Source organism: Vibrio sp. 10N.261.51.F11, from assembly GCF_041471665.1.
Lineage (GTDB): Bacteria > Pseudomonadota > Gammaproteobacteria > Enterobacterales > Vibrionaceae > Vibrio > Vibrio crassostreae_C.
On the sequence record NZ_JBFROW010000014.1, the window covers coordinates 116,783 to 129,754 of the forward strand.

Annotated in this window: 11 protein-coding genes; 1 reads left to right on the forward strand and 10 read right to left on the reverse strand. The window is 45.5% G+C overall.

All coding sequences use genetic code 11. The annotated features are described in order from the left end of the window. Positions 1–261: 261 nt before the first annotated feature. The 3 genes from polA to hemB form a co-directional block, all read right to left on the reverse strand. On the reverse strand, positions 262–3,060 hold the full coding sequence (gene polA, locus AB4351_RS05470) for a DNA polymerase I (protein ID WP_372125321.1): 2,799 nt from the start codon (positions 3,058–3,060) through the stop codon (positions 262–264). Between the two features lie 680 nt (positions 3,061–3,740). Continuing rightward, complete coding sequence (locus AB4351_RS05475; RefSeq protein ID WP_017063054.1) at positions 3,741–4,175, reverse strand: GNAT family N-acetyltransferase; 435 nt, start codon at positions 4,173–4,175, stop codon at positions 3,741–3,743. A 76-nt stretch (positions 4,176–4,251) separates the two neighbouring features. Next, the gene (gene hemB, locus AB4351_RS05480; protein WP_017060158.1) at positions 4,252–5,295 is read right to left on the reverse strand and encodes a porphobilinogen synthase; all 1,044 of its coding nucleotides are present in this window, start codon (positions 5,293–5,295) and stop codon (positions 4,252–4,254) included. A gap of 208 nt (positions 5,296–5,503) precedes the next feature. Here hemB and AB4351_RS05485 point away from each other — a divergent pair, with 208 nt between their 5' ends. After that, positions 5,504–6,265, forward strand: a complete 762-nt coding sequence (locus AB4351_RS05485; protein WP_017063053.1) for a TatD family hydrolase — start codon at positions 5,504–5,506, stop codon at positions 6,263–6,265. A 288-nt stretch (positions 6,266–6,553) separates the two neighbouring features. Here AB4351_RS05485 and tatC read toward each other — a convergent pair whose 3' ends face one another. The 7 genes from tatC to rmuC form a co-directional block, all read right to left on the reverse strand. Beyond that, complete coding sequence (gene tatC, locus AB4351_RS05490) at positions 6,554–7,309, reverse strand: twin-arginine translocase subunit TatC (RefSeq protein ID WP_017060156.1); 756 nt, start codon at positions 7,307–7,309, stop codon at positions 6,554–6,556. Between the two features lie 148 nt (positions 7,310–7,457). Continuing rightward, complete coding sequence (tatB, locus tag AB4351_RS05495) at positions 7,458–7,865, reverse strand: Sec-independent protein translocase protein TatB (RefSeq protein WP_017060155.1); 408 nt, start codon at positions 7,863–7,865, stop codon at positions 7,458–7,460. 3 nt (positions 7,866–7,868) lie between these two features. Next, positions 7,869–8,123: a Sec-independent protein translocase subunit TatA gene (tatA, locus tag AB4351_RS05500; RefSeq protein WP_017060154.1), complete on the reverse strand. Its 255-nt coding sequence runs from the start codon at positions 8,121–8,123 to the stop codon at positions 7,869–7,871. A gap of 53 nt (positions 8,124–8,176) precedes the next feature. Continuing rightward, positions 8,177–9,811 carry a ubiquinone biosynthesis regulatory protein kinase UbiB gene (ubiB, locus tag AB4351_RS05505; protein ID WP_372125322.1) on the reverse strand — a complete coding sequence of 545 codons (1,635 nt, stop codon included), beginning with the start codon at positions 9,809–9,811 and terminating at the stop codon, positions 8,177–8,179. Then, complete coding sequence (locus AB4351_RS05510) at positions 9,808–10,413, reverse strand: SCP2 domain-containing protein (RefSeq protein ID WP_017063051.1); 606 nt, start codon at positions 10,411–10,413, stop codon at positions 9,808–9,810. Before AB4351_RS05510 ends, ubiB begins: the two co-directional genes overlap by 4 nt. A gap of 98 nt (positions 10,414–10,511) precedes the next feature. Further along, entirely contained in the window at positions 10,512–11,291 is a 780-nt protein-coding gene (ubiE, locus tag AB4351_RS05515; protein ID WP_026012235.1) for a bifunctional demethylmenaquinone methyltransferase/2-methoxy-6-polyprenyl-1,4-benzoquinol methylase UbiE, read from the reverse strand. 65 nt (positions 11,292–11,356) lie between these two features. After that, entirely contained in the window at positions 11,357–12,889 is a 1,533-nt protein-coding gene (gene rmuC / locus AB4351_RS05520) for a DNA recombination protein RmuC (RefSeq protein WP_371713829.1), read from the reverse strand. Between the last annotated feature and the right edge of the window lie 83 nt (positions 12,890–12,972).

A 12,972-nucleotide genomic window follows, 5' to 3' on the forward strand; every position in this document is an offset into this window, starting at 1 on the left:
TACTGACTGGGGCGGCTGAATCAGCCTAATCCAATAACGTGAAACAAAAGGTCTGAAAGATAGAACATCTTACCTCTGTACCCTACGAGATTTAATGTACAACAATTGCTCAGAAATGAAAACAACTTTTGTGGTTTTTTTTCATGAATGTTTTATTAAAACACCTAAATTCTTATTACGACTTAACTTTATTTGAGACAAAAAAAAGCCAGTGTTTGTGCACTGGCTCATACTAATTTGCTTATTAAGGTCAAAAACTGATTAGTGGGCTTGATCCCAGTTGTCACCGTGGCCAGCTTCCGCGACAAGCGGCACTTCTAGCTCTGCAGCGGATTCCATCAATTCTTGTACTTTACTTTCAATTTCGGCTAAAGATGACTCTTCCACTTCAAACACCAATTCATCGTGTACCTGCATAAGCAGTTTTACACGACCATCGCCTTCCGCTTGAATCCATTCATCAACCAATAGCATCGCTTTCTTGATGATGTCTGCCGCTGTACCTTGCATTGGCGCGTTGATCGCCGCACGCTCAGCAGCTTTACGACGCATGCCATTACGAGATTGAATCTCAGGAAGGTGCAAACGACGACCGTAAATGGTTTCAACGAAGCCCTGCTCTGAAGCAGCACTGCGCGTGTCTTCCATATACTGCATTACGCCAGGGTAACGCTCGAAGTAAGTGTCCATGTAGTGCTGTGCTTCGCCACGAGGAATACCCAGTTGCTTAGCCAAGCCAAAGGCACTCATACCGTAGATAAGACCGAAGTTAACGGCTTTAGCACGACGACGTTGTTCAGTGGTCACACTCTCAATATCAACACCAATGATCTCAGCAGCCGTTGCCGCGTGGATATCTTTGCCTTGTTGGAATGCTTCCAGAAGCGCTTTATCACCCGAAAGGTGCGCCATGATACGCAATTCAATTTGAGAGTAATCGACCGCTAGAATCTTCCAACCATGTTGTGCAACGAATGCTTGGCGGATACGACGGCCTTCTTCATTACGAATTGGGATGTTCTGCAGGTTTGGATCTGTTGAAGACAATCGACCCGTTGCTGTCACCGCTTGGTGATAAGACGTATGAACACGACCCGTTTCAGCGTTGATCATCTTCGGTAGTTTATCTGTGTAGGTCGACTTTAGTTTCGCAAGGCCACGATACTCAATGATCAGCTTAGGTAGCGGGTAATCAAGAGCCAACTCTTGCAGCACTTCTTCGTTGGTTGAAGGTGCACCTGATGGCGTTTTCTTGATAACAGGCAGACCCATTTTCTCAAACAGGATCGCTTGCAGCTGTTTTGGCGAGTTCATGTTGAACTCTTGCTCTGCAATCTCGTAGGCTTTCTGTTCTAGCTCATCCAATCGAACCGCAATCTCTTGCGATTGAGCGCCCAGCAACATGTCATCGATGAATACGCCGGTACGTTCAATGCGAGACATTACAGGGATCAGTGGTACTTCGATTTCTTCATAGATGGCTTTTAGCTTTTCATCTTGCTCAATGTTTTCCATCAAACGGTTATGAAGACGTAAAGTCACGTCAGCATCTTCTGCTGCGTATGGAGACGCTTCACCCAGCTCAATCTGGTTGAAAGTAAGCTGCTTCTTACCTTTACCTGCGATTTGCTCAAATGAGATGCAGCTGTGCTGAAGGAAACGCAGCGCTAGGCTATCCATATCATGCTTGCCGCCAACGCTATTAAAAACATAAGACGCTAGCATGGTGTCGTGCTTGATGCCTTTCATCTCGATACCGTAGCGCGCTAAAACGCTCATATCGTACTTCAGGTTTTGACCGACTTTAGGCTGTGCGTCATCTTCAAGAATCGGCTTAAGCTGTTCAAGTACCCAATCACGGTCGAGTTGTTGAGGTGCATCTAGGTAATCATGGGCAACCGGTACGTAAGCGGCAACGCCTTCTTCGGTTGCGAATGATAGACCAACAAGGTTAGCCACCATGTAGTCCAAGCTGTCTGTTTCAGTATCAAAGGCAAACACCTCTGACGCTTTCAGTTTCTCTAGCCACGCATTAAAAGAGGCTTCATCTAAGATGGTTTCGTAGTTGCTGCGATCAATCGTCACTGCAGAGGTGTTCATTTCTACGGTAGAAGTGGTTGATGCCGTGCTGCTACGCACAGCACCCGACTTTTCATCCGCCTCAACCACGCCGCTGCCGCCTTCAAGTAGCTCGTTCAACCAAGATTTGAAGACCAGTTGACCGTATAGCTTAATCAGCTCATCCGTGTTTGGTTGGGTTTTTACGAGTGACTCTGGTGTCTCTTCTAGCTCGACGTCCAGTTTGATCGTTGCAAGCTGGTAAGACATCTCAGCGTTGTCTTTATTATCAATCAGCTTCTTAGCCATGGTCTTTGAACCACGGAAGCCAAGCGCCGCAATATCATCTAGGTTTTGGTACAACTTCTCGATGCTACCAATGCCTTGTAGTAGAGCAGTTGCTGTTTTGTCACCAACACCTGGAACGCCAGGAATGTTATCCACTTTATCGCCCATCAGTGCAAGGTAGTCGATAATCAGCTCAGGTGGGATGCCAAACTTCTCTATCACGCCTTCGCGATCCATAACCACGTTGGTCATGGTGTTGATCAAAGTAACGTTGTCATCAACCAGCTGCGCCATATCTTTATCGCCAGTACTGATCAAAACCGGCATGCCCGCTTTAGATGCTTGAGAAGCTAGCGTACCAATCACATCATCCGCTTCAACGCCTGGGATCGAGATAAGTGGTAGACCCATTGCGCGAATCACGTTGTGCAAAGGTTCGATCTGACAACGTAGATCATCCGGCATAGGTGGACGATTAGCCTTGTACTCTGGGTACATGTCATCACGGAACGTCTTTCCTTTTGCATCAAAAATAACCGCAATACGATCAGAAGCAAATTGACGCATCATGCTGCGCAGCATGTTAACTACACCGTAAACCGCGTTAGTCGGGATATCACCATTGCTCATGGTGCCAGGGTAAGCATGAAACGCGCGATATAGGTAAGAAGAGCCATCGATCAGAATCAATGGATTATCAGGAATACGAGCCATAATGTTTGTGTATCCAGTAATTACAGAAATTATCTGTTAAGAATGCCACGTCTGTTGGTTGGATTCCACGTTGTCGATCTGTATCCGTTCACTCGGTTGTGTTCGTTATAATCGATTTGTTGTTATTTTTTGTTCTTAGACGCAAGCGTTCTGTGGATAACTCTGTTTATATTATTTATCCACCCTGTTGAGAACTACGGTGAACAACTCAAAAAACACCAATAAACAACTGAAAATAAAGAATAATTTTACAGATCGAACAGATGATCAACGATCTTTTCTCGATCTTGCGTTGTGGAAAAGAATGCTGATGGCGTTTTATTCATAAAAATACGTGCCACTAAATATGCATCTTGTTGAAATGGTAGGTATAAAAAAAAGCGACACCCGAAGATGTCGCCTAGCAAAAACCGGTAAAGCCATTCAAATTGAATACCACAGCTTTACCTAAAAGCTATAAATTACACTGGAAGCAATGTGAGCAATGTCGTGTCAAAAAGAACTTAGTACAAGTTCGCGAGAATTCTGTTGGGTAACCAAGTAGATACTTGAGTACTTAACATCCTTGTGAACATTTCCTCATTCCCTAAGACGAAGTTAATAATAATGATTATCATTTAATAGTCAATAATTAAATGATAATAAATCTCATTTGATTTATAAACCGTTAACAGCAGTGCTTAAATTTGCTTCAAAAAATGGATTCTATGGTCATTAATGTCTTCTTTTTCTTCAAATCTTTCGATTAGGTAACCGTTTCTCAATAACAGGCGCAACATTGCAGGGAACTGGTTACGAGACTTAACCTTTAACTGTCTGTAGCCCTGCTCTTTCGCCCACTGTTCCTGAACGTCTAATTGCGCCTGTGCAACGCCTTTGTTCCTCGCGAGCGGTGACACGCCACCAAACCAGCTGTAAAAAGTATCTTGATCCAATTCATAGCCGATCTTAAAGCCAAGCAACACGCCAGCTTCTTCAGCCACTAAGATAAGGCTCTTTTTCCCTGCCAGCCGCTCTGACAGAGAAGCGACACTCTCTTTTTTAGCGAACTCAGAGATCTGCTCGACCACAGACACCACTTCTTCTAAAGAACCTTCACGTACGACAACTGACATCTTATTCATCCTTATAAACGAAAGGGCTGGCACAATGGCCAACCCTTTACTGATCACTTAAGTGAGATCTACACGGTTACTTTTCTTTTAAATGCTCAGCAGCTTGTGCGTTATCTTCAGCAAGCCACTCTGCGACATCTTTAGCGAAGTAAGTAAGAATGCCATCAGCACCAGCACGCTTAAAGCACAACAGTGATTCCATGACGGTTTCGCGCTCTTTCAGCCAGCCGTTTTGAATCGCCGCTTTGTGCATCGCGTATTCACCAGATACTTGGTAAGCAAACGTAGGCGCTTGCAGTTCGTGCTTAACACGACGAACAATATCAAGGTAAGGCATGCCTGGTTTCACCATCACCATGTCCGCACCTTCATTAAGATCCATCGCGACTTCATGAATCGCTTCATCGCTGTTGGCTGGATCCATCTGGTAGTTCTTCTTGTTACCACCTTTCAGGTTCGAAGCACTGCCAACTGCATCACGGAATGGGCCGTAGTAGCACGATGCATATTTTGCAGAGTACGCCATAATCTGAGTATGAATATGGCCCGCTTCTTCTAACGCTTCACGGATCTTACCAATGCGACCATCCATCATATCCGATGGGGCAACTACGTCAGCACCCGCTTCAGCGTGTGATAATGCTTGCTTGATCAAGACTTCAGTCGTCTCGTCATTCATCACGTAACCATCTTCATCGATGATGCCGTCTTGGCCGTGAGTGGTGAACGGGTCTAGTGCTACGTCAGTAATAACGCCAATGTTTGGCACATGCTCTTTTAGTAAACGTACAGCGCGCTGCACCAAACCTTCTGAGTTATGAGCTTCAGCTGCGCATAAACTTTTAGCATCTTGGTTCACGACTGGAAATAGAGCAATCGCAGGAACACCCAGCTTTGACAGGTAATCTGCTTCCTCAAGCATGTAGTCGATCGACAAGCGTTCAACACCTGGCATTGACTCGACAGGCTCGCGGCGGTCTTTACCCATCAGGATAAACATTGGGTAGATTAGATCATCCACAGACAATTGATTTTCTGCCATTAGGCGACGGCTAAAGTCGTGCTTACGCATACGGCGCATACGGCGACCTGGGAATTGACCTTGAATTGAAACAGACACTAGATTCTCCTTGCCTAGTCTAAGCACCGAAATACTTAGATATGAAAAGTGCTAAATACAGGCAAAAGCATATCACTGATGGCTCAGGACGCTAGCAGTAAAATATGAAACCCACTCAAAAATAGGGATAAGTGGCAAAAAATGACCTTCTCCTCACACTGCCGTATACTCATGACAACTCAGTAAAGACCGCTTTCAGGACAAAACAATGATCGACACCCATGCTCATATTTACGCTAGTGAATTCGATGAAGACCGCGAACAAGTTGTGCAGCGCGCACTGGCTCAAGGGATTGATACCATTCTATTGCCGAACATCGATTTAGAATCTATCGAACCAATGTTAGCAACGGAAGCGCAGTTTCCTGATGTGTGCCGTTCAATGATGGGCTTACACCCTTGTTATGTGGATGCGAATATCGAGCAAACCCTCAAAACCATTCGAGCTTGGTTTGATAAGCATGACTTTATCGCCGTGGGTGAGATTGGTATCGACTTGTACTGGGATAAAACCTTCAAGGCTGAACAAGAGATGGCGTTTGTGACTCAACTGCAGTGGGCAAAAGAGCTTGATCTACCTGTGGTGATCCACACTCGTGATTCCATTGAAGAGACACTTGCCCTACTTCGTAAAGAACAAGATGGCAGCTTACGCGGGGTATTCCACTGCTTTGGTAGCAGCTTAGAGGAAGCTCAAGCGATCAACGAGCTAGGCTTTCATTTAGGTTTAGGCGGCGTTTCGACCTTTAAGAACTCTGGGATGGACAAGGTGATTCCACATCTCGATATGGATTACGTCATTCTAGAGACAGATTGCCCATACTTGGCACCAACACCGAATCGCGGTAAACGCAATGAACCAGCCTACACAGAATTAGTAGCAAAACGCATCGCCGAATTACGCGGAATTACCCTTGAAGAAGTCGAAAACATAACCACCAAAAATGCTAAGGCATTGTTTAATTTATGACAAATCTATTAATAAGTAATTATTACGGATTTTTCCTGAATTTATTTGAGAAAGCTAAGTGACATGTATAGTATCAACCACCTGCATATAGAGGTAGTTGATTATGTGTGACCATTCACAACACTTACAACGTCAACATCGAACCCTATGGCATAAAATTTTGGGCATCAAAGAGCTCTATATATGTCAGAACTGTGGCTATCAGTTAAAGATTCGATAAACAGACATAATAAAAAAGCGGCCCTAGGCCGCTTTTTTATTATGTGATTTTTACTGAAGCATTCCGAATCAAGATTCAGCTTCTTCCTCTTCATCCGCATCTGGCTTACGCGTATAAAAGCGTGCGAAAAACAGACCAATCTCAAACAGAATACACATTGGAATCGCCAACAGTGTTTGCGAGATCATATCTGGTGGTGTCAGCATCATACCGATGATGAAAGCACCCACCACAATGTAAGGACGCTTTTCAGACAGAGATTGAGGCGTTGTTGCCCCCGTCCAACACAACAAGATAATCGCAACAGGCACTTCAAAGGCAATACCAAAAGCAAAGAACAGCGCGAGTACAAAATCAAGATAGCTTGAGATGTCGGTTGCGAACTCTACTCCCCCTAATGATATGGCCGTAAAAAAGCCAAATACCAACGGGAATACAATAAAGTAAGCGAACGCCACACCACAGTAAAACAGCAATGAACTTGAAGCCAATAGCGGCATGATCAAGCGTTTTTCATGCTTGTATAAACCCGGAGCAACAAAAGCCCACACCTGATACAAAATAAACGGAACCGCGAGGAATATAGACGCGATCAAGGTTAATTTCAGCGGTGTGAAAAATGGCGATGCAACATCGGTTGCGATCATCGTCGCCCCTTCCGGTAGACGATCTACCAAAGGTGCTGATACGAATTCATAAATATCATTAGCAAAATAAATTAGCCCGACAAATATCACTAGCACCGCGACAATCGCACGTAGTAGGCGATTACGTAGTTCTAGAAGGTGGCTAATTAAAGGCTGTGTCTGCTCAGTCGAAGACATGTCAAACCTCTTAAACAGGAAGATCGAAAAGGAGCCGCGCGTGTATCTATCCAGTTGAATTGGTATCCACTTGAATAGTTATTTACTTGAATAGATATCTATTTAAACATCTAGCGAATCAAGTATCCGGCGACTCCTCCTTGCGAGACTATTCGGCTTTCTTATCTGACGGTGCTGAAGCTTCGCTGTTGACCTGAATGGTTTCAGATTCCACAGTTTCCATGACACTAGGTTTAGTCTCACTTGGCTTATCAGACTCAGGCTTAGCATACGGACGTTGAACCTCAGCAGCGGCCTGCTTGAGTTCATCGACTGACGCTTTAAGGTCTGGAGATAAATCTTCCATACCCATTTTTTCCGCCTTGCGTAGGTTTTCTTGCAGCTCTTGCACCTTAAGCTCATGAGAAAGTTCATCTTTCACACTGTTTGCCATGCTTTTCGCTTGTCCAACAAACTTGGAAATACTGCGAATCGCCACGGGCAAACGCTCAGGCCCTAAAACCACTAACCCAACGACAGATATTAATACCAGTTCCCAAAAACCGATATCAAACACGATTTACGCCTGCTCTTTGTCTTTCTTTGTTTCAGCAGTTGTTTCAGCGTGAGCTTCTGTCTTCTGCTGTTCAATATTCTTTGGTTCGAAGTCTGCATCTTTCTTATCTGCAGGCTTGTCTTCATCGCTCATCGCTTTTTTGAAGCCTTTAACCGCTGAACCTAAGTCACCACCCATACCGCGCAGTTTCTTTGTTCCGAATAGCAAAATTACAATTACAGCAATGATTAGAAGTTGCCAAATACTGATACCACCCATTGTCATTGTCCTCGGGTCTGTCTACACATAAAAATATTAAGAGAGTCTACTGTCTAACGACGGTAAGCTCGCCAACTAAGCAACCAAAATGTGACACCTGCGATGCCACAGCCCATAGATAGCTGCTCATAAGGGCTTGAAACTAATATTGCGGAGCATACGACTAAAGTGGCTCCAACGCCAAACAAAAACTTTCCAGTTGCTTGCTGACGCTTACTATCTCGGTAACCTTGATAAAGCTGATCCATTCTGTGGTTCATCGCTTTACCTTGGCGCAAGCTGTCATAAAGTAGCTCTGGCAGCTCTGGCAGTTTTTCTGCCCAGAATGGCGCACGCTCTTTTACTGCGTTGATCACAGCTTGCGGCCCCACCTGATTCATCATCCAGGTTTCAAGGAAAGGCTTCGCCGTTGCCCACAAATCAAGTTGCGGATACAGCTGACGGCCTAGGCCTTCGACATACAACAAGGTCTTTTGCAGAAGCACCAACTGAGGTTGAACCTCCATGTTGAAACGTCTTGCTGTATTAAATAAGTTTAGCAACACATGGCCAAATGAGATCTCGCCAAGTGGTTTTGCAAAGATTGGCTCACACACCATACGGATCGCGAACTCAAAATCATTGACGTTAGTGTCGTGTGGCACCCACCCCGAATCAACGTGTAGCTCAGCAACTTTACGGTAATCTCGATTGAAGAAAGCCAACAAGTTCTCTGCTAAATAGCGCTTATCTTCGCTATTGAGCGTACCAACAATGCCACAATCCAAACCAATCCACTGAGGGTTATCTGGATTCTCTGGGTTAACAAATACGTTGCCCGGGTGCATGTCTGCATGGAAAAAGCTATCTCGGAATACTTGGGTGAAGAATACCGTCACACCGCGTTCCGCGAGCAATTTCATGTTGGTGCCGTTGGCTTCTAGCGTCTCAATATCGGAGACTTGAATACCATAGATTCGCTCTGACACCATCAGGGTTTCGCTGCTTAGATCAGGGATAACCTCTGGAACATACAGCTCTTCACTGCCTTCAAAATTACGTCGCAGTTGAATGGCATTGGCCGCCTCACGGCGCAGGTCGAGTTCATCAAGTAACGTTTTCTCGTACTCGTGAACCACTTCAACCGGTTTCAAACGACGTGCTTCAGGAAGCGACTTAGCGACTATACGCGCCATTCGGTGCATCAGTTTTAGATCTGCGTCAATCACCGGGCGAATATCAGGTCGAATGACCTTCAGAACAATCTCACGACCGCTCTCTTTAAGCTTTGCGGTATGCACCTGAGCGATAGAAGCAGAAGCCAGTGGCTCGATATCAAAGTCGGTAAACCAGTTGTCTAAACTGCCACCCAACGCCTTTTCCATATCTTGCTTCGCCAGTTGACCATCAAACGGCGCAACTTGGTCTTGCAACAACGCCAACTGATCGGCGATATGAGGAGGGAACAGATCACGACGTGTCGACATCATCTGTCCAAACTTGATCCACACTGGACCAAGTTCTTGCAGCGCAAGGCGCAAGCGATGACTCAACTCTTTATCTTGATGCTTGTTCTTAAGCCAAAACAGTGACTTTCGCGCCAACAAAGGAGCTTTAGTCAGTTGGTGTTCCGGCATCAACTCATCAAGGCCATATTCCAACTGTACCTTGATAATATGATAAAGACGTTTCAGTTCTGCTGGGGTCATGCTTTCTCCAACAGAGCGTTCAACTTAGCTTCAAGACGAGCAGCGGAGCTTTTTACGTCATCAACTTGGTCGCAAAAGTGCGCAACTTCTAACGGTGCAGGTGCGATCTTCCACTCTTCAGTCAGAACTTGAGCAACATGATTTTGATGCTTAGTTGCCTGTTTTGCTACAAAGCCACCGACGTTTTTAACGCCTTGCACCAAGGTATGCGCAACCACATCACCCGTTACGCGCGATAGCCACTCTTCTAAGTCCGGCTTGCAGTCTGTCATCAGCTGAGCAAATTTTTGTGCGAGTTGAATATCACCTTCTAAGATCAGCTTATCTTGCTTGATCAGCTTGGTGATGTTCGATTGCTCACGCAGTTCAGGTAACACCGATAGGTTCAAAGATAGGTAGCAGTCAGGCTGCCCTTCGTATTCTGACAACACATCAATCTGTTGGCTGAAAACGAAAGTGAGTGTTTTATTCAACTCTTTCAAATTAACTTGAATGATCTGCCCCTTTAAACGAGACAAACGACGAACCAAGGCTGGATCATCGTTCACGAAAGTATTTAAAGAGGTTTCAATAACCGCGGTTACCAATGGATCAAATGGCATGACTGTCCTTACCTTTGAAAACGGATAAGCCTTAACCTATCCGTTCTGTCTTTATTCTTATTGTTTAGCACGCCCTACGAGCCTGCTACCAAGTTCGACTAGAACTTGTAACCGCGGTGCAGCGCAACAATGCCGCCCGTTAGGTTGAAGTATTTAGTATTCTCGAAACCCGCTTCCTGCATCATGCCTTCCAAAGTCTCTTGATTTGGGTGCATGCGGATTGATTCTGCAAGGTAACGATAGCTGTCTGCGTCGTTGGCAATCAGCTCACCCATTTTTGGCAACAGGTGGAAAGAGTAGGCATCGTAAACCTTTGATAGTGGCTCAAGCACTGGCTTAGAAAACTCAAGAACCAACAGACGGCCACCCGGCTTAAGTACGCGGTACATAGAACGCAGCGCTTGGTCTTTATCGGTTACGTTACGCAGACAGAAGCTGATCGTAATGCAATCGAAGTAGTTATCTGGGAATGGCAACTCTTCAGCGTTCGCTTGTACGTAGTGTACGTTGCCAACAATGCCGCTATCACGCAGCTTATCACGGCCAACATTCAGCATTGAGTTGTTGATATCAGCAAGAACCACGTGGCCTTTTTCACCAACGATACGCGAGAATTTCGCAGTAAGGTCGCCAGTACCACCACCAAGATCTAGGATACGCTGACCAGGGCGAACGCCACTGCAATCAATCGTGAATCGCTTCCACAAGCGGTGAACACCACCCGACATTAAGTCATTCATGATGTCGTATTTAGCGGCTACAGAGTGAAATACCTCTGCTACTTTCGCGACTTTTTCGTCTTTTGCGACTGTTTCGAAACCAAAGTGTGTGGTTTCTGACTCTACTGCTGAATTTGTCTGCACGCTTGTGTCCATAATGCTGTTATCTACCATGGTAAGTTCTCATCGACAGCGCTCTTTGTGTTTAGAGGCGCTGCGGCCGATTAGTTTACTTTATCCTCAGCAGGTTGTCTTTCTACTAAGGAGGCATTTTCTGAAAAAGCCTCATTTTGCGCCATTTCAGCCAAACCAATCGAGATCGGTTTCTTCACTTCAACACCCAATTGCTTGAAGCTTTCGGCCTGACGAATCACGTTGCCACGGCCTGTTACTAGCTTATTCATCGCACCTTGATAGCTTTGGTTGGCTCTATCTAACGAGCTACCAAGGCCTTCCATATCATCCACAAACAAGCGCAGTTTGTCGTAAAGCTTACTTGCACGCTCTGCGATGACTTGAGCGTTCTGGTTCTGTCTTTCATTACGCCACAGGTTATCAATGGTACGCAGTGCCACCAGCAAGGTCGTTGGGCTGACCAAGATGATATTTTGCTCCATCGCGTCTTTCACCAAGCTAGGGTCGGCTTGAATAGCGACTTGGAATGCTGGCTCAACCGGGATAAACATCAACACGTAATCCAAGCTTTGGATGCCTTTGAGCTGATGATAATCTTTCTGGCTCAAACCTTTGATGTGCGCTCTTAACGACACCAAGTGATCACGCAATGCAGCATCACGCTGCTGGTCGGTTTCGGCATTGAAGTAGCGTTCAAATGCCACCAACGCCATTTTGGAATCGACCACCACTTGCTTATCTTGTGGCAGATGCACAATCACATCCGGTTGATAACGCTTGCCCGCATCGTTTTGCAGGTTCACTTGCGTTTGGTATTCGTGGCCTTCGCGCAGTCCTGATTCAGCAAGCACGCGAGCCAGCACCACCTCGCCCCAGTTACCTTGTTGTTTGTTGTCACCCTTTAGCGCTTGAGTCAGGTTCACCGCTTCACGCGTCATACTCTCATTAAGACGTTGCAGGTTTTTAAGCTCATGCACCAAAGTATGACGCTCTTTGGCTTCTTGGCTGAAGCTGTCGTTCACTTGTTTCTTAAAGCCTTCCAACTGCTCTCTTAGTGGAGACAACAAACCTTCTAGGCTCTGCTTGTTCTGCTGATCGACCTTGGCGGTTTTACTCTCAAAAAGTTGGTTCGCTAACAATTCAAACTGCTGCTTAAGTCGAGATTCAGCTTGTTCTAGCAACTGCAGCTTTTCGCTATTGGCGAGGTTTTCTTGATCATGCCTTGCTTCTTGTTCGCGCAGTTCGGCTTCCAATTCAGATTTATGGTCTTTCAGCACATTGATCTCATCAGCGTACTGCTGGCGCTCTTGCTTTACCGCCTCAAAGTAGCGCAGCTTTTCCATCGCAGCCATCACCTTACCGTGTGCTTGCTTGAGCTCGAATGCCGCTTTGTCTCGGTCATCATCTAACTCATTGAGTTCTTGTTGCGCCTCTACGAGTGATGATTTGAGCTGAGCTTGCTGAGATTCATGCAACAAACGATCGGACTCTAGCTGCTGCTCGAGCAATCGCTGCTGAAAAGAGAGCTTCTGTTTAATCCACCAACCCACGACGCCACCGCTGACGAGCGCGCCAGAAATTGCAGCAATAAGCGTTGCCTGATGTTCGATAATCCATTGCATGATAATGATTTAGCCTAATTGGAAATAACTCATTAAATGGTATTTTGATACTGGATAAATGTCCAGTTTGCCGTATTAAAATT